Origin of the sequence: Alicyclobacillus shizuokensis NBRC 103103 (genome assembly GCF_001552255.1) — a bacterium.
Lineage (GTDB): Bacteria > Bacillota > Bacilli > Alicyclobacillales > Alicyclobacillaceae > Alicyclobacillus_G > Alicyclobacillus_G shizuokensis.
The window spans coordinates 1-23419 of sequence record NZ_BCQV01000019.1; the positions used below are offsets into that span (position 1 = coordinate 1).

Below are 23419 nucleotides of genomic sequence, written 5' to 3' on the forward strand. Positions count from 1 at the left end.
GACAGGACCCACTGTAGCCAAGGTGATCCTTTCTGAGATTGGAACGGACATGTCCGTATTTCCTTCGGCATCCCACCTTTCATCGTGGGCTGGACTCAGCCCCGGCAATAACGAGAGTGCTGGTAAAAAAAACGGACGAAAACGACGCAGGGCAACCAAGCGCTAAAATCTGCGCTACTCGAGGCAGCTTGGGCAGCAAGTAAAACTCGAACCTTTCTGGGTTCAAAGTTCTGGTCAGTGGCCGGGCGTAAAGGGAAGAAACGAGCCACTGTCGTGGTTGCGCACAAGATCTTGGTAATTGCGTACCATTTGCTCAGGACGGGTACTCCTTATAACGAACTTGGCCACGACTACCTCGAAAAGCGTAAGCCTGTATCCACCGAGGAGCTAATGATCCGCCGTCTTCAAAAACAGGGATACACGGTAATCAAACTAGAACCAGATTTGGTGTAACATACCAAGCGCAAAAGGTCATTTATGCGTCCTGGGCATCCTATTGCCCAATAACAGGGTCACCCCTGAATTCACTGCCTCAATGGAACCCTATTTTCTCATCAAACACATTAAAGAGATGGCGAGATTGTGGAACGTAGAACCGTCGCATTTGGAGATTGGGCCGGAAAAGGATATCGAACATATGGTGTACCTGATGGAGATAGGCAAACTGGAACTGTTCTGGAACATCCACACCAACCCGCTGGTTTCTCTGCCGAACCGACGGCGCGCTCGCAGAGCCATGGAGCGAGCTTTCGTCGTGGTTCAGGACGCCTTCCTAACGGAGACCACAGAGGTGGCCAACATCGTCTTGCCCACCGCCATGTGGGGAGAGAAGGAAGGCCTAATGGAGAATGCCGACCGAACCATCAACCTGTGTGAAATCGCTGTTCCTTCACCGCCTGGGACCCGAGCTGATTTCTACATCCTGCTCGACTACGCGCGGCGCATGGATTTTCGCGACAAGGACGGCCAGCCGCTCATCCGGTACACGACACCGAGGGGATGCTTTGAGGAATGGAAAGAGGTTTCCTGCGGTCGACCATGCGACATGACCGGCATGACCTACGATTCTATCAAGGCCCGTCGTGGGATCCGCTGGCCCGCCGACGCACAGCGCCCCAACGGCACGGTACGACTGTACGAAGATTGGGTATTTCATACCCGCCCCGACGAAGTGCAGAGTTACGGTAAAGACCCCAACACGGGTCGCTATCGCACCCGCCGAGAGTTCGAACTCCTCGGCGCCAACGGGCGAGCCATCCTGTACGGTTTGGTCTACTACCCGCCGGCGGAATGTCCGACCCCCGAATACCCGTTGTGGCTCACGACCGGCCGCGTAGTCTGGCATTGGCACACGCGAACCAAGACGGCTCGATCACCCTACCTGCATGTCGTTGCACCGCAGGGATACGTCGAGATTCATCCGATGGATGCGGAAGCCCTGTCGATCCTCCCGGGCGAATTCTTGAGAGTCGTATCACCGCGCGGCAGTATTGAGGTACCAGCTCGGATTGTAGACACGATTCGACCGGGTGTGGTATTCGTGCCGTTTCACTTTGGCAGTTGGCAGGAGAATCAGGCAGCCAATGACCTCACAGTTGATTTTGTCGACCGAGTATCGAAACAGCCAACCTTTAAGCAATCCGCCTGCCGGATCGAAAAGATCCGCCGTACCCATGTTTGGAAGCAGGGAGAAAGCCTGGACAGCATCGCACAGAGGTACCGACTCACGGCGGAGCAATTGGCTCAGGCCAATCGCCTGCTGCCGCCGTACAAGTCAGACATCGGTCGAACCCTTGAGATCCTTTCAGTTTCGAATGTCGTCATTCCACCGTATTTACCGTACCGCCGAGTGGACATCTGGCCGCGGTTTCGACAGGCAGATCTTTCCCTCATGGAGACGGATTTCGGACAATGGCCCGCAATTTATCAATCAGATTTTGAGCAAGGATGTGAACAGCTGGAATCGATCCCCTGAGGGAGCAGACAGACAAGCATAGGCAAGCGTCGCTGCGAATGAGGGCCTGATTTCGTATGGTAAACTGCACGTCAATCTGAAAGGGGGATGACGCATGGACGGTTGTTTTGGCGCATTTACACGCTGGGCGGTTGTGTTTCTTATCATCTTTGTACTGTTCATCTTGCTCATTCCGGTAACCGGCGGAGCAGCATGTTAATCAGACAGCCTGCATTTCTCCTGGGGGTGACTTGAAGTGAATTGCCCGCCCATCATATGTCCTCCTCATTACTGTGTCCGTGACCACTACATCCCTCGGATGGTTCCTTACGTCCATCCGATTGTGAACATCAATCGGCATGTCATTGTGAACGTGCCGCAGCACTTTTATCAACCTGTCACAAGGAATGTAGTTGTCGATCCGGGATGTCCGGGAGCACGTTGTTACCGACCTGGATATTCTGGATATTACGGGTAAGGAGTCGCATACCAACACAGGCTCTGCCGCTTGGGCGGAGCCTTCTCGTTAGGCTCTGCACGTGACCGAGCGGGCGCTCCACCACCGACGCAATCCGCTTTTGGTAGTGGCTGCAGCGTGTCTCATGCAGTGATCCTGCATGATTTTTCTCCAACGGCCAGTCCCACCAGCAGATGGGCTCCAGAGCGCGGATGGTGTCCGGATCGAATCGAAAGCGAATATGGCGGGCTGGATTCTCTACCACAATGGAATCAGGCGCCACGTCCTTGGCGACGATGCTCCGCGCCCCGATGACCGCTCCGTTTCCAATCGTGACTCCAAAAGCAATACTTTCCGATGTTTAACCTGGCCTGTTCCTTCCATAAAATTAGCGGATAGCCATAGGTCCCGTCCCCGATGTCAAACTCCGATACTGGAGCAACTGATTCATGAATTGGATTGCCATGGATTGTGGATACCCCTTCAGTTGATGGTGTTGAATCCTGCGGGTGCGGCAGCAAGGCTCAGAGCGTCGGCCCTTGGGCGTATGCTGCCGCTCCGGTATGCTAGAGAGTATGCGCCAGCCGTTGCATGCGTGAGTTGAGAAGGCACGACCATAAGTGGTACGATAAGGCACGACAATGTGTGCGGCTTGTATGTGTATGCGGAACAAGTCATCCGGACCCGGGGTGCTTTGTCGGTTGTCGCTTGTCTAGAACATGGTATAATGAAACGGCTTGTGATTGCCTTCAGGCGTGCGTGCAGCCTGTGGGAGGCAGGGCTGGTAGAATGACCGCGGCTGCTGGTGGCCGAAGGATTTGGGGAGGAACCGTGCATGACAGCGAAATGGGAAAAAACTGAAGCCAATGTCGGCGTGCTGGAGGTCGAAGTCCCCAGCGACCGATTTGCAGAAGCATTGGACTATGCATTCAAACGCGTAGTTAAACGTGTTAACGTTCCAGGTTTTCGCAAGGGCAGGGTCCCACGCAAAGTTTTTGAGATGCGCTTCGGCGTCGAATCCCTTTACCAGGATGCAGTGGAGTATCTCTTGCCGCGCGCCTACGATGAAGCGGTGCAGGAGGCGGGGATTGAGCCGGTAGCACAGCCTGACGTCGATGTCGTACAGGTGGAGTCGGGGAAACCGTTCATCTTCAAGGCGACGGTCACTGTGAAGCCTGAGGTGGTCCTCGGTCCCTATAAGGGAGTCGAGGTGGAGGATAAAACGTTTGAAGTAACGGATGAATTGGTGGAAGAAGAACTCACCAACATCCGCAAGGCCCATGCCGAACTCCAGGTTGTGGAGGACGGGGAGGTCGAGCAGGGGGATCTAGTCAACATTGACTTTCGCGGCACCGTCGATGGGGAACCGTTCGAGGGCGGTGAGGCGGAAAACTATCAGCTCGAGATTGGTTCGGGTGTGTTCATCAAAGGCTTTGAGGAACAGTTGGTCGGTATGAAGCCGACTGAAGAGCGGGACATTACTGTTGCGTTTCCGGAGGATTACCATGTCAAGGCGTTGGCTGGCAAGGAAGCTGTGTTCCACGTCGTGCTCCATGACGTGAAGCGCAAGATCCTGCGAGACTTGGACGAAGAATTCGTTCAAGAAATCAGCGATTTTGAGACGGTAGACGAATTTGTCGCCGATGTTCGCAAGCGTCTGGAGGAGCGCATGCAACAGGATCACCAGCGGTATTTGGAAGATCAAGTGGTCGAGAAGGTAGCTGCCAATGCAACGATTGATATTCCGAGCGTGATGATTGACCACGAGATTGACCATCAATTGGGGCACTTTGCAGAACAGTTGTCCATGCAGCAGATCCCGTTGGACGGCTACCTGGAATTCACAGGACAGACCCGGGATGAACTGCGTGAGCAGTTCCGGGACGCGGCGGAGCAGCGGGTGCGCACGAGCCTTGTCCTGGAGGCGATTGCAGAGCGGGAAGGTCTCGCCGCCACGGATGAAGAAGTGAAGGCAGAGGTCGCGAAGATTGCGGAATCAGCCGGCCTCGAACAGGAGCGTGTGGAGCAGATTTTGTCCCTGCGCGACCCGGGTTTGTCAGGGCTGCGCAGTGATCTCACGACCCGCAAGACGGTTTCTTTCCTGGTTGAGAATAGCGTTCGCAAGTGAATTGATGTACAATGTCGATGACAGCAGGGGAAACAAGGCACGTGTTCGTGCCTTGTTTTCTCAAAGTCGCAGGCCCGGTCACATGGGCAGGGAACGGCGAAGGAGGGCTTGGCGATGAGCTTGACGCCCATTGTCATCGAGCAGACTAGCCGCGGCGAGCGGTCCTATGACATTTACTCGAGGCTGCTTCGGGATCGGATTATCATTCTTGGGACGCCAATTGACGATTATGTGGCCAATTCGATTGTCGCGCAGCTCTTGTTCCTGGCTGCGGACGATCCGGACCGAGACATCCAACTGTACATCAACAGCCCGGGTGGTTCTGTGACAGCCGGATTGGCGATTTACGATACAATGCAGCACATCAAACCGGATGTATCCACCATGTGTGTTGGCTTGGCGGCCAGCATGGGTGCGTTCCTGCTGGCGGCTGGCGCCAAGGGTAAGCGCTACGCGTTGCCCAACAGTGAGGTCATGATTCACCAGCCGCTGGGTGGCGTTCAAGGGCAGGCGTCGGATATCAAGATCCATGCCGATTGGATTTTGAAGACCAAGGAAAAGCTCAACCGGATTTTGGCGCATCACACGGGGCAACCTTTTGAGCAGGTGGAGCAGGATACCGACCGTGATAACTTCCTGTCCGCAGCTGAAGCCAAGGCCTACGGCATCATCGACGAGGTGCTTCCAGGCGCGGGTCTGCAGGTGTGACGGGGCCGGGAAGTTGCCGTTCTTGCATTCGGAAGCGGTCGATCGCGTGACTTGACCCTCCGTTGTCGAACATCTAGCCAGAGGGAGGGATTGTGATGTTCAAGTTCAACGAGGAAAAGGGCCAACTGAAATGCTCTTTCTGCGGTAAGACCCAGGAGCAAGTGCGCAAATTGGTGGCTGGTCCTGGTGTGTATATCTGTGACGAATGCATCGAGCTGTGCAACGAAATCGTCGAGGAGCAGCTTGGCGAAGACGAGGAGTTCGAGCTCAAGGATATCCCGAAGCCGACGGAGATTAAGGAAATCCTGGACCAGTACGTGATTGGTCAGGAGAATGCCAAAAAGTCGCTGTCGGTGGCGGTTTATAATCACTACAAACGGATCAATTCGGGGGCCGCGAAGAGCGACGATGTGGAATTAGCCAAGAGCAACATTCTGCTCATTGGTCCCACTGGCAGCGGGAAGACGCTGCTTGCACAGACACTGGCTCGCATCTTGAACGTACCGTTTGCGATTGCAGACGCAACCACTTTGACCGAAGCGGGCTACGTGGGTGAAGATGTCGAGAACATTCTGCTCAAGCTCATCCAGGCGGCCGACTATGATGTCGAGAAGGCGGAGCGCGGGATCATCTATATCGACGAGATCGATAAGATTGCCCGCAAATCGGAAAATCCGTCTATCACCCGTGATGTGTCGGGCGAAGGCGTTCAGCAGGCCTTGCTGAAAATTCTGGAGGGTACCGTGGCGAGCGTTCCCCCTCAGGGAGGTCGCAAGCACCCACATCAGGAGTTTATTCAAATTGACACGACCAATATTTTGTTCGTCTGCGGCGGCGCCTTTGACGGCATTGAGCCGATTATCAAGCGTCGTTTGGGCCGCAAGGTGATTGGTTTCGGGAACCGTACAGAATCGGTCAACCTGCGATCCGATGAGGATGTGCTATCCAAGGTGCTGCCGGAGGATTTGATGAAGTTTGGGCTTATTCCCGAGTTCACAGGTCGTTTGCCGGTGGTGACCACCTTGACCGCGCTGGATGAACAGGCTCTGAAGCAGATCTTGGTGGAGCCGAAGAACGCTCTGGTCAAGCAGTACCAGAAGCTGCTGGAAATGGACGGCGTGAAGCTCGAATTCGAAGACGAGGCCTTGTCGAGCATTGCCAGGGAAGCCATCAAGCGCGGGACGGGGGCGCGTGGTCTGCGCTCCATCATTGAAGGGATCATGTTGGACGTGATGTACGAGTTGCCGGCGCGGGACGATGTGCAGAGATGTCTCATCACCAAGGAGGCGGCTACTCGGGAGCAAGGCCCTGTGCTCATTGGGAAGGATGGGAAAATTTCCCAAATTGTTCGCACATCCGAGGAAACCGCGTAATGTGATGAACCCCCCTGGGACGCCTTGCGTTCTGGAGGGGCTGTGCGAAACCGCGGCGGTGAAATATAGGATTGGTGCGGTGGCGCCCGACGATGAGTCGGGCGCCATTGCCTTGTTTACGGCAGGATAGGGCCGGGAATACTGGTTGCATCGGTGTTTTTTATAAGGGAGGGGTCATCGATGAGCGCCACCATCCTGGCCGTAATCCAACTCTTCTTTGCTGTGGTGATTGGGTTGTATTTTTGGAACCTGTTGAAGACCCAAAACCACAGCCGGCACGCGATCGAGCGGGAGTCTCGCAAGGAGCTTGACAAGCTCAAGAAGTTGCGGGCTATCTCGTTAACGGAGCCGCTGGCAGAAAAAACCCGTCCTAGTTCACTGGACGACATCGTGGGCCAGGAAGACGGATTGCGAGCTTTGCGGGCAGCCCTATGCGGTCCGAACCCTCAACATGTCTTGATCTACGGCCCGCCTGGGGTGGGCAAGACGGCTGCTGCCCGGGTCATCCTGGAGGAGGCCAAGAAGAATCCTGCGTCGCCGTTTCAAGATGACGCTAAATTTATTGAGCTGGATGCCACGACGGCCCGTTTTGACGAACGGGGGATTGCGGACCCGCTCATCGGATCCGTCCACGATCCTATCTATCAGGGAGCGGGAGCCATGGGGATGGCTGGCATTCCCCAGCCCAAACCGGGTGCTGTCACCAAGGCGCATGGCGGATTGCTGTTCATCGACGAGATCGGAGAACTGCATCCCATTCAAATGAACAAACTGCTCAAGGTACTGGAAGACCGCAAGGTCTTTCTGGAAAGCGCCTACTACAGTTCTCAGGACAGCAACATTCCGCCGCATGTTCACGACATCTTTCAAAATGGTCTGCCGGCGGATTTTCGCTTGGTCGGAGCGACCACCCGGTTGCCGGAGGACATCCCCCCCGCCATTCGCTCTCGCTGCCTTGAGATTTTCTTTCGGCCGCTATCCCGTCCCGAGATCCGCCGCATCGTACGCAGGGCTTGTGACAAGATTAGCTTACCGATGCCCGACGAGGCGGTGGAGGAGGTGGCCAAGTATGCGACCAACGGCCGCGACGCGGTGAATATCGTGCAGACAGCCGGCGGTATCGCGCTGACCGAGGGTCGCCAATCCATTACCTTGGGTGATGTGCAGTGGGTGGTCCAGTTCAGCCAGCTCAATCCACGGCCAGACATCCAGGTTGCGCATCAGCCCCAGATTGGTGTGGTCAACGGACTGGCCGTCGGGGGCCCCGGCGTGGGCGCGCTGCTCGAATTGGAGGCCACGGCGGTGCCCACGGCGCCGGGGGAGGGACGGCTGACCATCACCGGATTGGTGGAAGAAGAAACGTTGGGCGGCCGGGATCGGACAGTCCGGCGGCGCTCGATGGCCCGGGCCTCGGTAGACAACGTGCTGACGGCGCTGCGGCGCCTGACGGGCTTGGATGCGGCCAACTACCACATTCACCTCAACTTCCCCGGTGGCTTGCCGGTGGATGGGCCGAGTGCAGGAGTGGCTATGGCGACGGCCATTTATTCGGCAGTGCGCGGGATTCCGGTATTGAGCAAGCTGGCGATGACGGGTGAGATCTCCATCCGCGGTCTGGTTCGGCCAGTGGGCGGTGTTCCGGTGAAGATTGAAGCGGCGAGGGACGCGGGCGCCGAGATTGTGCTGATACCCAAGGACAACTGGCAGGAATCGTTTCAGCGTCTGGATGGCCTGAAGGTGATTCCGGTAGAGCGATTTGAAGACGTACTGCGGTTGGCACTCGTTGGCGGGGTCGACCTGAGCCTGTCGGCCAAACCGGCGTCGCTGTCTGTCAATCCTGCCGTTCCGTCCGTACAGACTGCTCCCTGAGGGCACGTGGTTAGACTTCTCCCTGTGGATTCAGTAAAATAAATTCCTATCGAATGGGATGGGCACGCCGCGCGCTTGTTGCGCGACTCGCCCACCCTCAAGAAGGCGGTGCAATCGCGGAGGTGGGACGTTGAGCGCATACGGGGATGCACAAGAGCTGCTTCCGTTGTTGCCCCTGCGGGGATTGCTGGTCTATCCGGGAATGGTGCTCCATTTCGATGTCGGAAGGGACAGATCCGTAAAGGCGCTAGAGCGTTCCGCCGCGTCGGACCACCGGATGGTATTGGCTTCTCAGAAGGATGGCCAAATAGACGATCCGTCCGCGGATGATCTCTATCGTACGGGTACCCTGGTGGAAATCAAGCAGTTAATGAAGCTGCCCAACGGGACCATTCGGGTGTTTGTTGCCGGGGTGCAGCGGGTGCGCATCGTCCAGTTTACGCGCGAGGACCCCTGGTTTGAAGTGCGGGTGGATACGCTAGTGGAACCTCCGGTGGATGCGACCACATCGGAGATGCAGGCGTTGATTCGGTCTGTGACCCAGCAGTTTGAACAATACGTCAAGCTGTCGAAAAAGATTGATGAGGATACATTCTCCACGGTCCTCGAGATCGAGGAACCCGGTCGGCTGGCTGACACGGTGGCTTCTCATTTGCCGCTCAAGATCAGGGACAAGCAGGCGCTGTTGGAGACCATTGATGTCAAGCTCCGGCTGGAGAAACTGCTCGGCATCCTGTCTGACGAGCGCGAGGTTCTGGAGCTGGAGCGCGCCATACACCAGCGCGTGCGCAAGCAAATGGAACGCACGCAGAAGGAATATTATCTGCGCGAGCAGATGAAGGCGATTCAAAAGGAACTGGGAGACCAGAACGGACGGACAGCCGAGATTGAAGAACTGCGCGAGAAGCTTCAGCAACGGGCGCTGCCCGAAACCGTGAGACAGCGCGTGGAAAAGGAGATCGACAGGCTGGAGCGCATCCCTGCGGCGGCCGCCGAGGGGACGGTGGCGCGGACCTACATCGATTGGCTGCTGGCGTTGCCGTGGCTGGACACGGCCGAATCGGTCGTCGACTTGCGCAGGGCGGAACGGGTGCTGAACGAACAACACTACGGATTGGAGAAGGTGAAAGACCGGATCCTGGAGTTCCTGGCTGTCCAGAAGCTGACTGATCAACAGCGGGGACCTATCATCTGCCTGTATGGCCCGCCTGGAGTGGGTAAGACGTCCCTCGCTCGGTCCATTGCACAATCGTTGCAGCGCCCGTTTGTGCGTGTATCACTGGGCGGAGTGCGGGACGAGGCGGAGATTCGCGGACACCGCAGGACGTACATCGGCGCCCTGCCGGGGCGCATTCTCCAGGGCATGAAACAGGCTGGTGTACGGAACCCTGTGTTTTTGCTGGACGAGATCGACAAAATGGCGAGCGATTTTCGCGGTGATCCGGCTTCGGCCATGCTGGAGGTGCTGGATCCCGAACAGAACCATTCGTTTTCTGACCATTACATAGAGATTCCGTTTGACCTGTCGGACGTCCTATTCATCACCACCGCCAACGACATTTATCAGGTGCCCGGTCCCTTGCGGGATCGCATGGAGGTCATTCAACTCTCAGGGTACACCGAGTGGGAGAAGCTGCAAATTGCCAGACATCATCTGCTGCCGAAACAGAAACGGAATCACGCCCTGGCCGGGGACCGGCTGCGAGTAGGTGATGCGGTGCTTCAATCGCTGATTCGAGGCTACACACGGGAGGCCGGCGTGCGTCAATTGGACCGGCTGCTTGCCGCCGTTTGCCGCAAGGCTGCACGGGAAATCGCCGGTGGCGGGAAGAAACGAGTGGTGGTGAGCGAGTCCCTGCTACAGACTTATCTGGGACCGCCTGCGTACCGGTTTGGGCGAATTGAGGAGCGGGATGAAATCGGAGTGGTGACCGGTCTGGCCTGGACTGCTGCGGGCGGCGATACCTTGACCGTGGAGGTCTCGGTCGTTCCGGGGCGTGGTCAGCTGGTCTTGACTGGACATTTGGGCGACGTAATGAAGGAGAGCGCTCAAACCGCGCTCACCTATGTTCGCTCTCGCGCCCGAGTTCTGGATATATCCAGTGACTTTCTTGAGCGCGTCGACATTCACATTCACGTTCCGGAGGGCGCCATTCCCAAGGATGGACCTTCGGCCGGCATCACCATGGCCACAGCCATCGCGTCGGCATTGACCAATCGTCCCGTCTCCCGGCTTGTCGCCATGACGGGCGAGGTGACTCTGCGGGGACGCGTGCTGCCGATTGGCGGTCTGAAGGAGAAAGTGCTGGCCGCGCACCGGGCGGGCATTCAGACCGTTCTGTTTCCCAAGGAGAACGAGCGAGACCTGCGCGACATTCCGGATTCAGTGCGCAAGGACCTGACACTGCACATGGTCCGACACATGGACGAGGTTCTGGACGCTGCGCTCATCCCGCCACCCTCGCGAGGCGAGGCTGCGTTTGACCCAGAGCACGCGTTCATTGCGTCCTTGGTTCAGGAATCTTCGGAGGGGGAGCAGACGCACCAATGAAGATCCGCTCGCTCGCTTTCGAATTGAGCGCCGTGCGGCCGGCGCAGTGGCCGGCCGACGGATTGCCCGAGTTTGCGTTTGTCGGCCGCAGCAATGTGGGGAAATCCTCCCTGCTCAATCGGCTGCTGGGCCGGCGCCACTTGGCGCGCGTCTCCAGCAAGCCGGGGAAGACCCAGCAGATCAATTTCTATCGCGTCAATGAAAGATTTCGCTTTGCAGACTTGCCTGGATATGGCTATGCGGCGGTCGGAAAGGGTGAGCGGGCTGCGTTTCAGCGTATGATTCACACGTATCTGCAACAGCGCGATCCGCTCGTCCGCGTGCTGCACTTGGTGGACATCCGCCACCATCCGTCCCGCGATGACCTGGCCATGCACCGCTGGTTGCTGGATCTTGGGGTGCCGGTGCTCATCGTGGCTACCAAGGCGGACAAGGTCAAGCGGTCTGAATGGGTGCAGGCCCCGACGCGAATTCGTCGCGAGCTGGATTCCCCCTGGGACGTGTTGTCTGTTTCCGCTGAGAAGAATATGGGCATCGATGCCCTGTGGGCGATACTGGAAGATGACTTGGGTGTCACGGATCGTCCATCCACGAATTCTTCGGACGAGTGATGCGAGTGATATAATGGAAGGCGAGCAAAGGCAGGCCGTTAGGTCTGTGCCATATTCAAGAGAGATCTGGTGATTGGGAATGCACATCCTCGGCCTTGGTTTGAATCACCGCACAGCCCCGGTCGCACTGCGCGAGCGGGTGAGCATCGGGGACGCCGAGTTGCCTGAGGCGTTGGCTGAGCTGTTGGAGCGAAGTACGCTGCTGGAGAGTGCCATTGTCTCCACTTGCAACCGCACCGAGGTCTACGCGGTGGTCAGCTCGTACAAAGCGGGCGAGGATTTCTTAATAACCTGGTTGGCCCGGCGGGCCGGGCTGGATAAGCCCGACATGTTGCAGCATGTCTATGTGTATCATGGGGCGGAGGCGGTTATCCACCTGATGGAGGTGGCCGCTGGGTTGGATTCGATGGTGCTGGGAGAAACTCAGATTCTCGGGCAGGTGCGGTTCGCCTTTCTTGCGGCGAAAGAGGCTGGCAATACCGGCATGATGCTCAACCGCATGTTTGAAATGGCTCTGCAGCTGGGCAAGCGGGCACAGACAGAGACAAGTGTTGGGCAATTGCCGGTGTCGGTAAGCTACGCGGCGGTGCAGTTGGCCCGCAAGGTGTTTGGCTCCCTGCATGACAAACGCGTATTGGTCATCGGCGCCGGCCAAACGGGAGAACTTACGCTGCAGCACCTGACGGCCCATAGTGCGAAGCGTCTGGTGGTGCTCAATCGCACGATGGAGAAAGCGGAGGAACTGGCGGCGCGTGTCGGCGCGACGGCGGTCCCGTGGAACGACCTCGAGCAAGAGCTGACCCGGGCTGACGTGGTCATCTCCTCCACGGGGGCATCGGAGCCGGTGGTCTCGTTGGATATGGTGCAGCGTGCGAGCGGACACCGACCACGGCCGCTGTTGCTGTTGGATATCGCGGTGCCCCGCGACATCGATGAGCGGGTGCGCGAACTGGATAACGTGTACCTCTATGACATCGACGACCTGCAGGGTGTGGTGACTGCGAATCGGCGGGAACGGGAACGTCAGGCCGACATTGTACGCGGAATGATTGCTGACAGCCTACAGGCGTATTCGCGCTGGCTGTCCGAGCAAGAGGTGGTCCCCGTCATCGCGGCCCTTCGAGCCAAAGGTGAGTCCATTCAGACGAGCGTGATGGAGAGCCTGCGCAACAAGCTTCCCGAGTTGGACGAGCGGGAATGGAAGTTGATTCACAAGCACACGATGAGCATCGTCAATCAGCTCTTGCGCGATCCGATTCGCAACATGAAGGAGTTGTCCGCCTATCCTGGGGGCACGAGGCATATGGAAGTCTTTGCCCGGCTGTTCGGGATTACGGACGAGGACCTGGCGGAGTTTGGGAAGCAGGTCATGCTGGAGACTGATGCGAACAGATCCGCCCGTTTGACCTTCGCTGATTTCGTCCAGCGATGGAGCGAATCGATGGCCAAACCTGGCCGCGCCACGGCCGATTCCCCACTGCACCCCGTGCTCCGCTAGGATGGTCGGCCGTGTCTAGCCTACGGCTTCTGTTCGACGCCTTGACGGTGATCTACGCCCTGAGCCTCATGCTCTTCTTTGTGGACGCGATGCGGCCGCGCCGGCTCGTCAATCGAACGGCGCTGGTTTTGTTGTTTGGGGTGTTTGTGCTTGAGACGGTGTTGCTCTGGCAGCGCCTGTCGCCGTTGAAAAGGGTGCCTGTATACAGTGCCTTTGACTCGTTGCTCCTGCTGTCCTGGCTGATCCTCGTGGTGGCTCTGGTGGTTGACAGTGTCTTTCGTTTCGACTTGATCTTGTTTTTTGCCAATGCTGTCGGCTTCGTGCTGGTAGTCGTGGACCTGTTCGTGTATCCGCGGCCGCTGCCACACCCAACGGGGACGGGGGACGTATTGGTCTTACACATCGTTTTGGCGGTGGCGAGCTATGCCGCCTTTTCCTTTGCGTTCGTGTTTGCCGTCATGTATCTTGTGCAGGAGTGGTGTCTGCGGCAGCGCAAGTGGAATGGTTGGTATTTCCGGCTGGGTTCCCTGGAACACCTGGACCAGTTGACCTTTATCGGCGTTCTTGTGGGGTTTCCGCTGCTGCTGTCGGCGATGGTCCTGGGTGTCGTGTGGGGGGAACTGCGCTTGGGCCGCGTCCCCGTGCAGGACCCCAAAATCATCGCCACCATTGTGCTCTGGTTCATGTACGGGGTGTACCTCCTGCTGCGTGTGCGGCGCGGCTGGGGGGGACGCCGGCTGGCGTGGTATACGGTGGTGTGTTTTTGGGGTGTGCTGGCCAATCTGGTCATTGTGGGCAGTTTCTCCTGGTGGCACAGGTCCCTCTGACAGGCGCCTGGGACGCGGGATCGCCGCGCACCCCATGCCAATTGCTGAGAAAGTGGGTGGGAAGATGCCAACCATTCGTGTCGCATCGCGACGCAGCCAGCTCGCGATGACCCAGACCCGGTGGGTGATGGAACAGCTGCGGGCGGCACACCCGGACATCAACTTTGAGATTGTGCCCGTGGTCACCAAGGGGGATCGGGTGCAGGGAGTCAGCCTCTCACAAATCGGCGGCAAGGGCCTGTTTGTGTCCGAAATTGAGCAGACCCTGTTGGATGGGCGCGCGGATTTCGCGGTGCACAGCCTGAAGGACGTACCGGCCGAGTTGGCTCCTGGTCTGACACTAGCCGCCATGCCTCGGCGTGAAGACCCGTCCGACGCCTGGATATCGCGCACCGGCGTGGGTCTCCATGAGCTGCCCGCAGGCTCGCGCGTCGGCACCTCCAGCCTGCGGCGTGCGGCGCAACTGCAAGAACTGCGGCCAGACCTGTTGATTGAACCTTTGCGTGGCAACATCGATACCCGTCTGCGCCGGTTGCGCGAGGGGGATGTGGATGCCATTGTGCTGGCGGCGGCGGGACTGGTGCGCATGCGGTGGGAGGCGGAGATCACGCTGCGCTTGCCGCCGAACACGTTTATTCCGGCGGTGGGACAAGGGGTGTTGGCTGTGGAGTGCCGTGAAGATGACAGCCCACTCCTCTCACTTCTGCGGTTGATTGCGGATGCGCAGACGGAAGCCGCCGCCACCGCCGAGCGCGCCTTTTTGGCCCGGCTTGGCGGGAGTTGCCAGGTTCCCATCGGCGCCTTTGCTTGTCCCAACGGCGACGGGCGGTGGCGGATGGTGGGGATGGTGGCCGCCGCAAGCGGCACCCCAATCATGCGCGGCACAGCCGTGGACGCCGATCCCCGCCGTCTGGGCATCCGGCTGGCGGAAGAATTGCTGGCGCGCGGTGCTGGCCCCTGGCTCGAAAGCGGGGCGGCCGTGCATGGCTGAGCACCTCCAGCCGCCCGCGTCGCCAGATCCCCATCCGCTCACCGGGGTCTTTGTTTTGGTTACCCGCCCGCGCAACCAGGCCCAACCCGTCATGGAGCTGTTGCAGCGGCTGGGTGCGCGCGCTTGCTCCCAGCCGCTCATCGACATCGAACCGGTGGCCATCGCCGATGTGCAGATGATTGGGGCGGCTGTGGACACGTTTGATGCGGTGGTCTTCACGTCGCAAAACGCTGTTGCGGCCGTCCAGACGGCCGTCGCATCAGGCGGGGTGGAGCCTGCACGGTGGCCCACCGTCTACGCGGTCGGGAGTGCGACGGCCCGTGCGGCTGGCCAGTTGGCAGCGCGCGTGGAGGTGCCGAGCGGGGCGCGCGGCGCTCGCGAAGTGTTTTCTCAGCTTGCCCGCCGCCTGTCGCCGGGCAGCCGAGTCTGGTTTCCGCACGGCAATCTCACTCCTGCGGACGTGTACGATCCGTTGGTGCGGGCGGGGCATACGGTGGTCGACACGGTGTGCTATCGGACCACGACCATCCAAGTGCCGCCGGAAGAATGGCGGGTCTTTACAAATTTGAACGCCTGTCTCGCCGTGTTTTTATACAGCCCCTCTGCGGCGCGCGCCTTTCTGGAGCAGGCTCGCCCACTGCTGCTGGGGCAACGCCTGCTGTTGCTCGCTGTGGGGGAGACGACGGCCCGTGCCTGCGCGGAGTGCGGTCGGCCGGTCGATGCGGTGGCACCACACCCGTCCGATACGGGTATGGTGGAGGCGTTGGTGCAGCTTCGAGCCAAGAGCAGCGGGTAGGGAGGCACGCATGCGAATCCAGTGCTGCGCCCGCGGGTATCGTGGAAATTCGTGAGGAGGGAATCGACAATGGAGACGTTTATTCGTCATCGCCGACTGCGGACGAGTGCAGCCATGCGCCGGTTGGTGCGGGAGTACGAGTGGTCCCCAACGGACTTCATTTATCCTGTCTTTGTCCAGGAAGGATTATCGGGCCGCCATCCGATACCAGCCATGCCCGGCGTGGACCACTTGGGCCTGGAAGAGTTGCGCCGCGAGGCTGTGGAACTCTCGGAGCTGGGCATCCCGGGCCTCATCCTCTTCGGCATTCCGCTCGAAAAGGATGAACTAAGCTCAAGCGCCTACGCGGAGCGCGGAATCGTCCAGGAGGCCATCCGGGTGGTGAAAGCTGAGAACCCGGACCTGTTGGTGATGACCGACGTGTGCCTCTGCCAATACAATCCGGCCGGGCACTGCGGCATCGTGCGGGACGGTGAGATTGTCAACGACGAGAGCCTGCACTACATCGCTCGCACGGCCGTGTCCCATGCCGAGGCAGGGGCGGATGTGGTCGCGCCGTCCGACATGATGGACGGACGCGTGGCGGCCATCCGGCGGGCGCTGGATGACGCGGGGCTGACCCAGGTGGCCATCCTGTCCTACGCGGTCAAGTATGCCTCCGCGTTCTACGGCCCCTTTCGGGAAGCGGCCCACTCGGCGCCTGCCTTCGGGGACCGGCGGACCTACCAAATGGACGCGGCCAATGCGCGGGAAGCGCTGCGCGAGGCGGCGGCGGACATTGACGAAGGGGCCGACATGCTGATGGTGAAGCCGGCACTGTCGTATCTCGATGTCGTGGCCAGGCTGCGGCAGCGGTTTGATTATCCAGTCGCGACCTACAACGTCAGCGGCGAATACAGCATGGTCAAGGCTGCCGCGCACAACGGCTGGATTGACGAGCGCGCCGTCGTGTCCGAGATGTTGACCTCGTTCAAGCGGGCGGGCGCCGATTTCGTGTTGACCTATCATGCGAAGGATGCTGCCCGCTGGTGGCGCGAAGAGCGTGGCTGAGCGCTCGGGAAAGGGGAGAGCAACGTGGCGGGAGTGAAATCACAAGCCGCTTTTGCCGAGGCGAAACGATGGATGCCTGGCGGAGTCAACAGTCCCGTACGGGCGTTCGCTGCCGTCGGCGGAGAGCCGTTCTTTGCGGAGCGCGGCGAGGGCGCGTACCTGTATGATATCGACGGACATCGCTACATCGATTACGTTCTGTCCTGGGGGCCACTGATTCTCGGCCATACGCACCCGGAGGTGGTGCAGGCGGTGGTGGAGGCGGCGGCCAGGGGAACCAGCTTCGGCATTCCCACCGAGCTGGAAACGGAAATGGCCCGGATGGTCCACGAATTGGTGCCGGCCATTGAGGTCGTCCGCATGGTCAACAGCGGCACGGAGGCTACCATGAGCGCCTTGCGCTTGGCGCGCGCGTACACGGGGCGCACCCACATCGTGAAGTTCGAAGGCTGCTATCACGGGCACGCCGACAGCCTCCTGGTCAAGGCCGGATCGGGCGTGGCGACCCTGGGGTTGCCGGATAGCCCCGGTGTCCCCAGGGCGACCGCGGAGGCCACACTCACCCTGCCGTATAATGACTTGGATGCGGCTCGGGATTTGTTCGCCCGTGAAGGCGAGCGGATCGCGGCGATTATCGTGGAAGGCGTGGCCGGAAATATGGGCGGAGTCCCACCCAAGCCGGGCTACCTGGAGGGCCTGCAGAACCTGGTGCATGAGCATGGCGGTCTGTTCATTCTGGATGAGGTTATGACCGGGTTCCGGGTGGCGTTGGGCGGCGCCGCCGCCCGCTTTGACCTGCACCCGGACCTCATTACGTTGGGCAAGGTGATTGGCGGGGGACTGCCGGTCGGTGCCTACGGCGGCAAGCGGGAGATCATGGGGCTTGTGGCTCCGAGCGGTCCGGTGTATCAAGCGGGGACCCTGTCCGGCAATCCGCTGGCGATGGCGGCTGGACTGACCACCTTGCGCTGGCTGCGGCGGGCGGCTGCCGAGGGGCTGTACCAACGATTGGAGGACTACGGCCGGCAGCTGGTCGACGCGTTCCTCGAGGCGGGCCGGGAGCACGGAATTCCGGTATGGGGGCATGCCATTGGGGCGATGTTCGGGCTATTCTTCCACCCCGGTCCTGTCACCAATTTCCAGTCCGCGAAAGCGTCGGATGATGGGCTGTACGCCCGCTTCTTCCACGCCCTGTTGCGAGCGGGAGTGTTGCTGCCTCCCTCTCAACTGGAATCCGGGTTTTTATCGGCCGTGCATGGGAAATCGGAGCTGTCTGCTACTCAAGAGGCTATCCATCAGGCCATGCGCGCTCTATAGTGGAGTGCCATCACGTTCCTGTCTGCCTGCGGTCCAAGGCCAGCGCCTTGACCGTGGGCTTTTTTGGGTTACGCGCGGGCCGAAGCCGAGCCTGGCCACGGCACATAATGGTTTGGGCCCGGGCATACGGTGGTAGAGAACGTATGCCAGTCGCAAGGAGGGAACCGGACCGTGAACGAATCGGACCGTACTCCGGGGATTCACCTCGACATCAATCAAGAGGTGTTTCTCGACGTGGTCCGCGACGGAGACGTGATTGAGGACGCAACCGTCGCCACCGAGGTCACGTCGTTTGAACGCATTGGGGACGCGTACGTGCTGGAAGGAGCCATCGTATTTGCCGGTTACATTCAGCGCGGGGAAGCGGGAGCGGATGAACAGGGACAGGAGATGGACGATATCCTCGGGTTCGGGATGACGGACGGCAGCGTGGAACACGTGCACCACCGGATGCCGTTCACTTTCCGCGTGCCGGTCGACGGCCAGCCGCGCAGCGTGATGAACGTGACCAGTCGCATTGCCAGATGGAAGCTGGAGGTCGTGGGCACCGGCTGGGTACGTGTGGTGGCCGATTTGGCGATCTTCGGCTTGAATGCGGAAGAAGGCTACCACTTTCAGTGCGGAGCGCAAGAAGAAGGAGACGTGTGGTTTGGCCAGGCGCCTCAGTTGGATGCCAGCGAGGATACGGACTGGGTGGATTCGCCCCAGAACCGGCTGCTGGCAGACGAGCCCAGTGAGGTTTCGGACAGTGCTTCGATGAAGTCAGGTCAGAGCGAGGGGGCCCAGCAAGAATTTGAATTGTTACGCGGATCCGCGCAAGGTGACGATTCGGCGGACGCCATCAGCTGGGCCCGCGGCGGCGCGGATGCACAAGCGCCGCAGCCAGAGGGCCAAGGGGAACCTGATTCTCTCCCCGGAGAGTTGAAGCGCTATGATCGGGCCCTTGCCGGCAGCGGTCGGGAGTCACAGTCACCGGTTCATTCCGAAGCGGAACCGGAGCAGGAACATGTGCGCCAACCGTCGCCCGAGCCCGGGGACGCGCGGACACGGCGGGAGGAGGAAGTGAGCGGGGCTGCGGGTTTGCAGGAACCGCCGGTGCGAGAATCAGCCAGCGAAGAGGACACGGCGATTGCCGAGTTTGAATTTGAACACCAGCTTTCGGCCGATGAGATCCGGCGACCCCCCGCCACACTGGCGGAAGCGGGATCGCTGGATACGGTGCGTGATGGCACAGTCGCAGGCTCGCCGGCGGCCGCAGGCTTCGGACCGCAGATTCGCTACGGGGGATGGCCGGACGAGCGGGACCTGCTCGGCGACAGGGATGGGCGCCCAGCCGCTGCGGCGGACTCGGTTTCCTTGGAGTCGGCCCCAGGCGACGGGGCGGCGACGGCGGCCGACGCTGATTGGGAGCGGGCCGAAGACAAACCTGGAGTCGGCCACATGTGGTCGTTCGTCGACTTCAGTGCGCCCGAACGGACGTACACCATGCGCTTTGCGATTGTGCTCGAGGAAGAATCGGTGGATGACCTGGCTGAACGGCTGGGCTGTAGCAAGCAGGAGTTGCTGCGGATCAATCGCCTGTCGTCCGGAACCACCCTGTATGCTGGTCAGACGCTGCTCATCCCCAGCCGCTAAAGGTGGCGAGAGACAGGATGCCAACGGCACGCACACTGGATCCAGAGCTTGCGGCGTGGTGTCTGCACAGTTTCGCCTTCCCCAAGGCGCGCCTGGTGGCGAACACGGTCGAAACAAGCGGACCTTGCTCGGTGGCGGCGGCCGACGGGCGATACCAGTTGTGGACGGCGGCCAAGGAGGTGGCCGGCCTGCGCATGGCGGTGGCCGACTATGCTGCCCGGCATGGGTTTCGCCGCGTACCCCGCCCCCTGTCCAACCTGTACCATGAACGCCTGATTCCGGTGGACGAGCGGACGGTCGCCTACATCACGCTGGACTGGGACGCTCCGGCTCTAGAAGTCACCCCCACCGATGTCCGTGATGCCGCTCAAAATCTCGCCCACCTGCATGCGGCTTTGTCGGGCCTGGGCGAGACGCTGGGACAGCCCGCAGTACTGCGGCAGCGCTACGGCACCTGGGCGTCCCGGTTCCGCCGCGGGGTGGACGCGCTGGCGCGTGTCCGCGTGCAGCTGCTGGCGAGCGATACCGTGACCCGCAAGCGGCTGCGCTCCGATTGGTTGACGCGCTGGACGGACCTGGCTGAACAGGCCCTCGAGCGGCTGCCGCGGATGGGGTACGACGACGTGGCCGAACGGGCCAGGAGGGAGCGGAGCGTGGCCTGGAACGGCTACCGCTTGGCGACCCTGGGGCGGCTTGCGGACGGGCGGATCTTCACGCGGGTCGTGGCTGATCCGGTGGGAGACGACGCGCTGTACGACCTGGCGTGTCTGTGTCGGGACATCGCCGAATCCGGACACGCCGATGGCGTCGAAGACGCCTTGGCTGGCTACCATGCCATACGCCCCCTGTCCCCGGAACAGGCGGGGCTGGTAAGGGCGTTTGCCGTCTATCCGCACCGGGGGATTGCGACCGCTTTGGGGTGGCTGTCCCAGCCGGGCCATGCGGACGATGAGGATCTCTCCTGGCGGCGCACAGCTGAGGCTCACCACAATTGTGCCCTGCGGCTTTTGGCGAACGACTAGGTGATGGGGCATGGCGATGGAGGTGAAATTGGGTGTCTGCTTGGGCGCATCAAGGGCAGGCGGTGTTGAAGGACTTTGGGGCGCCGGCGGACCTGTTGGCCGAGTACCCCTGGCGCGGGCCATTACGGTTACGGGCGGCTCGCGGGGGCGTGAAAATCCGCACGGATTCGGGTTCTTTTTGGCTGCGCCGGGCGCGCGTCGGGCGGGACCAGCTGCAGGCTGCGAGTCTGTGCGCGGAAGCCGTGCACGCGCATGGATGGCGCCCCGTCCCGCGCTTTGTCCGTACGCTGTATGGCGATCCGTACGTTGTCGATGCTTCGGGAGTGTACTATGTGACACCGTGGTTTTCCGGAAGCGTCTGTCATTTCCGGGAGAGCGGCCAGATGCAGCAGGCGGTGCAAACGCTGGCCGGGTGGCAGCGGGCGGCTCTGGGCAGTCTACCGGTCGCCGACGGGCTACCAGGCTCCACCCCGAGCGCCTGGACGGCTCGCCTGCGAGAGGGAATGGACGAGGTGCGGCGGATGGAATCGGCCGCAAACGGTGCGGATCCGACCCCTTTTCAGCGTCTGGTTGCCGGTGTGGCCGATCAACTGAAACGGCGGATTGACGAGGCGGCCGCGCAGTTGCAGCGGATCGAGTTCAGCCGCCTTGAGCAGGCCGCCAAAGCGGCTGGTCACGTGTGCCATGGCCGTTTTCACGGGGACGCGTTGTTAAACGGCGGCACAGTGACCGTTGTCGACTATGAGCGGGTGCACCCAGGGTTGCCGGAAACCGATCTTGCCAGTTGGATGCAGCGCTACCTGCCGCAGCACGATTGGGACGTGGAATGTACCTGCCAGTTGGTTGACAAGTATCTGGGAGCGCGCAATGTGGAGGATGGCGAGCGGTCTGACGCTGTTCGGGTGCTGGCGGCACTGCTCGCGATTCCCATGCAGAGCCTGCAGCTGGTCCGCTGGTACGTCCATGGGGCCCTGGCTTGGGAGGAAGAAGACTACGTGGACGCCCTAGAGGCCAGTCTCGAGCGGGAAGAGGGACGGATGCGCGCCATCAAGGAACTTCTGAGACGGCACGCTCTTGTTCCGACCTCCAGGGAAACAGGGGCAGAGATCGCGATGGCCGCCGCCGCGCCCATGTCGCCCCCGCTGGATCCGGGGGCGACGGTGCACGCCGTGGCATCGGTTGTCGTTCCGGAGAAGGAGGGAACGGCGCCGCCCGCCGGAAGCACCGAAAGTGCGGGCCTCGCCTCCACCGTGGAGTCGGAGCAGGAAGCCACCCTGCAGATTCGCCTCAGCCCGAGTCAGCGTGAGCGGCTCCAACAGATCCAGGAGGAGCGCCGGCGGATGCGCGAATATCCCGACCGGGACCGGGGCATCCGCTTGTGGGGGGACGCGCGGTCGCTGGAAGAGTCGACCAAGCCCAACTGATGCGGGCGATGGGGGACGAGAATGCGCGCACCTACGCGGGTGCGCGTTTATTGTGGATGCGTTAAGGCGGCGAGCTGATGAACATGGCGGCGAAAACGATGAACAGCAACAGGAGGACGAACAAGTCCAACGCACTCGGCCAGAGAATGGCGCGCAGGAACAAGAGAAAGATGGCGATGGCCAGAAGCAGTTTGACGAATCGAGCCAGGGCGTAGAAGAAACCCATGCGGCGCCTCCTCCCGGTGCGGCTTCCCGCCGCATGACTGTCTTTATGTATATGCCGGGAGGGGGTAAAAAGGACCTGTCCAGCCCCGCGGTGGTCAGGCGAACGCAGCTTTGATAAGATAATCAAAGTACACTTGGCCGTCTGTCCATATCCTAAGGGAGCGGCCGCACATCAACGGAGTGGGGGATGTCCGCTTGCCGCAGTTTTGGAATGGCAATGGTGTCTGGCGCGGTTGGCACCTGAAAACGCTGGCCGTCACCGTTCTCAGTCTGGTGGTTCTGCAGCTGATCGCCAAATACGCTGTGCATTATTCATTGCTGTACACCGTAGCGTTGGCCGAAATTATCGCTTGTTATTTCGTCGTCCCGCGGGTCAAGGACCGCCCCGTGGCCAATGCCCTCGCCGCCGTCATGGCTCTGTTCGTCATCAACCTGGTGCTGCAGTTCGAATTGGAATGGTCTGTCCTCGCTCAGGTTGGTTGGCGCGCGACCGCGCTGGAGGACGGATTCGCCTTGTTGATTGGTCTGGTATGGTCCGTTCTCTATTATCGATTGAACGCTTGGTCGGAGAGAAAACGGGCGGAGGCTGAGGAAAAGCGCCGGCGTGAAGTGCCTTCGACCGAGAAGGAGCCTGCACCGCCGCAGCGCGGCCATTCGCCTTACACCCGGCGGCGCCAGATGGAGAAGCGGAAACGAAAACAGCGCCGTCAGTAGCCCTTGACACGGGGCATGAGGGTGTATACAATACGGGGCAAATCCGCCATTGTCGAGCTGTGACGGGAAGGAGTAGGCGTGCCTCCTTCGTACAGAGAGGACGGTCGCAGGCTGGAAGCCGTCTCGAAGCGCATGCTGAAGTCGTCCCTGAGCTGTCTTCGGACCGGCTACACCCCGGTATCGGTGTATGAGGGCTCGCATCTCTCCACGCCTCGCCCGTTGCTGTCGGCATGGAATGAGGTGCGGGAAGTCAGGTGGTACCGCGAAAG

At 60.4% G+C, this 23419-nt stretch carries 19 protein-coding genes; 18 read left to right on the forward strand and 1 reads right to left on the reverse strand.

Translation table 11 applies throughout. The features are described 5' to 3' along the window. The 17 genes from ASH01S_RS18955 to ASH01S_RS08600 form a co-directional block, all read left to right on the forward strand. Positions 1-166, forward strand: a 166-nt coding sequence (locus ASH01S_RS18955) for a transposase (protein WP_174520725.1), incomplete at its 5' end; no start/stop codon positions are given. Between the two features lie 414 nt (positions 167-580). After that, positions 581-1975 carry a molybdopterin dinucleotide binding domain-containing protein gene (locus tag ASH01S_RS08525; RefSeq protein WP_067926503.1) on the forward strand — a complete coding sequence of 465 codons (1395 nt, stop codon included), beginning with the start codon at positions 581-583 and terminating at the stop codon, positions 1973-1975. Between the two features lie 1271 nt (positions 1976-3246). Then, entirely contained in the window at positions 3247-4539 is a 1293-nt protein-coding gene (tig, locus tag ASH01S_RS08530; protein WP_067926506.1) for a trigger factor, read from the forward strand. Positions 4540-4653: 114 nt separating this feature from the next. Next, positions 4654-5247 carry an ATP-dependent Clp endopeptidase proteolytic subunit ClpP gene (gene clpP / locus ASH01S_RS08535; RefSeq protein ID WP_067926509.1) on the forward strand — a complete coding sequence of 198 codons (594 nt, stop codon included), beginning with the start codon at positions 4654-4656 and terminating at the stop codon, positions 5245-5247. Between the two features lie 95 nt (positions 5248-5342). Beyond that, positions 5343-6620, forward strand: coding sequence for an ATP-dependent protease ATP-binding subunit ClpX (clpX, locus tag ASH01S_RS08540; protein WP_067926512.1), 1278 nt, complete (start codon positions 5343-5345; stop codon positions 6618-6620). Between the two features lie 180 nt (positions 6621-6800). Beyond that, positions 6801-8489, forward strand: a complete 1689-nt coding sequence (gene lonB / locus ASH01S_RS08545; protein ID WP_083516965.1) for an ATP-dependent protease LonB — start codon at positions 6801-6803, stop codon at positions 8487-8489. A 130-nt stretch (positions 8490-8619) separates the two neighbouring features. After that, entirely contained in the window at positions 8620-11040 is a 2421-nt protein-coding gene (gene lon, locus ASH01S_RS08550; RefSeq protein ID WP_067926515.1) for an endopeptidase La, read from the forward strand. Then, the gene (yihA, locus tag ASH01S_RS08555; protein ID WP_067926518.1) at positions 11037-11651 is read left to right on the forward strand and encodes a ribosome biogenesis GTP-binding protein YihA/YsxC; all 615 of its coding nucleotides are present in this window, start codon (positions 11037-11039) and stop codon (positions 11649-11651) included. Before lon ends, yihA begins: the two co-directional genes overlap by 4 nt. A gap of 79 nt (positions 11652-11730) precedes the next feature. Then, positions 11731-13149, forward strand: a complete 1419-nt coding sequence (gene hemA, locus ASH01S_RS08560) for a glutamyl-tRNA reductase (protein ID WP_067926521.1) — start codon at positions 11731-11733, stop codon at positions 13147-13149. 11 nt (positions 13150-13160) lie between these two features. Then, entirely contained in the window at positions 13161-13976 is an 816-nt protein-coding gene (gene ccsA, locus ASH01S_RS08565) for a cytochrome c biogenesis protein CcsA (protein ID WP_067926524.1), read from the forward strand. A gap of 64 nt (positions 13977-14040) precedes the next feature. Then, positions 14041-14967, forward strand: coding sequence for a hydroxymethylbilane synthase (gene hemC, locus ASH01S_RS08570; protein WP_067926527.1), 927 nt, complete (start codon positions 14041-14043; stop codon positions 14965-14967). After that, positions 14960-15763 carry a uroporphyrinogen-III synthase gene (locus ASH01S_RS08575; RefSeq protein ID WP_067926530.1) on the forward strand — a complete coding sequence of 268 codons (804 nt, stop codon included), beginning with the start codon at positions 14960-14962 and terminating at the stop codon, positions 15761-15763. Before hemC ends, ASH01S_RS08575 begins: the two co-directional genes overlap by 8 nt. A 69-nt stretch (positions 15764-15832) precedes the next feature. After that, entirely contained in the window at positions 15833-16813 is a 981-nt protein-coding gene (gene hemB, locus ASH01S_RS08580; protein WP_067926533.1) for a porphobilinogen synthase, read from the forward strand. A 24-nt stretch (positions 16814-16837) separates the two neighbouring features. Continuing rightward, positions 16838-18130, forward strand: a complete 1293-nt coding sequence (gene hemL / locus ASH01S_RS08585) for a glutamate-1-semialdehyde 2,1-aminomutase (RefSeq protein WP_083516968.1) — start codon at positions 16838-16840, stop codon at positions 18128-18130. A gap of 171 nt (positions 18131-18301) precedes the next feature. Then, positions 18302-19765 (forward strand): LysM peptidoglycan-binding domain-containing protein, encoded by a 1464-nt coding sequence (locus ASH01S_RS08590; protein WP_067926536.1) that lies wholly within the window; start codon positions 18302-18304, stop codon positions 19763-19765. Positions 19766-19782: 17 nt separating this feature from the next. Continuing rightward, entirely contained in the window at positions 19783-20787 is a 1005-nt protein-coding gene (locus ASH01S_RS08595; RefSeq protein WP_067926539.1) for a protein kinase family protein, read from the forward strand. 32 nt (positions 20788-20819) lie between these two features. Then, positions 20820-22211 carry a protein kinase family protein gene (locus ASH01S_RS08600; RefSeq protein ID WP_067926543.1) on the forward strand — a complete coding sequence of 464 codons (1392 nt, stop codon included), beginning with the start codon at positions 20820-20822 and terminating at the stop codon, positions 22209-22211. Positions 22212-22272: 61 nt separating this feature from the next. Here ASH01S_RS08600 and ASH01S_RS18860 read toward each other — a convergent pair whose 3' ends face one another. Continuing rightward, positions 22273-22437, reverse strand: a complete 165-nt coding sequence (locus ASH01S_RS18860) for a hypothetical protein (RefSeq protein ID WP_169794209.1) — start codon at positions 22435-22437, stop codon at positions 22273-22275. 194 nt (positions 22438-22631) lie between these two features. Here ASH01S_RS18860 and ASH01S_RS08605 point away from each other — a divergent pair, with 194 nt between their 5' ends. After that, a complete protein-coding gene (locus tag ASH01S_RS08605; RefSeq protein WP_067926546.1) occupies positions 22632-23150 on the forward strand; it encodes an MFS transporter in 519 nt (172 codons plus the stop codon). Positions 23151-23419: the final 269 nt, after the last annotated feature.

What these genes read in the sequence shown, in the direction of transcription:
- lonB (WP_083516965.1), top strand. Translation starts at nt 6,801, where the DNA reads ATGAGCGCCACCATCCTGGCCGTAATCCAACTCTTCTTTGCTGTGGTG.
- ASH01S_RS08575 (WP_067926530.1), top strand. Translation starts at nt 14,960, where the DNA reads ATGGCTGAGCACCTCCAGCCGCCCGCGTCGCCAGATCCCCATCCGCTC.
- hemA (WP_067926521.1), top strand. Translation starts at nt 11,731, where the DNA reads ATGCACATCCTCGGCCTTGGTTTGAATCACCGCACAGCCCCGGTCGCA.
- ASH01S_RS18860 (WP_169794209.1), bottom strand. Translation starts at nt 22,437, where the DNA reads ATGGGTTTCTTCTACGCCCTGGCTCGATTCGTCAAACTGCTTCTGGCC.
- clpP (WP_067926509.1), top strand. Translation starts at nt 4,654, where the DNA reads ATGAGCTTGACGCCCATTGTCATCGAGCAGACTAGCCGCGGCGAGCGG.
- hemC (WP_067926527.1), top strand. Translation starts at nt 14,041, where the DNA reads ATGCCAACCATTCGTGTCGCATCGCGACGCAGCCAGCTCGCGATGACC.
- tig (WP_067926506.1), top strand. Translation starts at nt 3,247, where the DNA reads ATGACAGCGAAATGGGAAAAAACTGAAGCCAATGTCGGCGTGCTGGAG.
- yihA (WP_067926518.1), top strand. Translation starts at nt 11,037, where the DNA reads ATGAAGATCCGCTCGCTCGCTTTCGAATTGAGCGCCGTGCGGCCGGCG.
- clpX (WP_067926512.1), top strand. Translation starts at nt 5,343, where the DNA reads ATGTTCAAGTTCAACGAGGAAAAGGGCCAACTGAAATGCTCTTTCTGC.
- hemB (WP_067926533.1), top strand. Translation starts at nt 15,833, where the DNA reads ATGGAGACGTTTATTCGTCATCGCCGACTGCGGACGAGTGCAGCCATG.
- ASH01S_RS08595 (WP_067926539.1), top strand. Translation starts at nt 19,783, where the DNA reads ATGCCAACGGCACGCACACTGGATCCAGAGCTTGCGGCGTGGTGTCTG.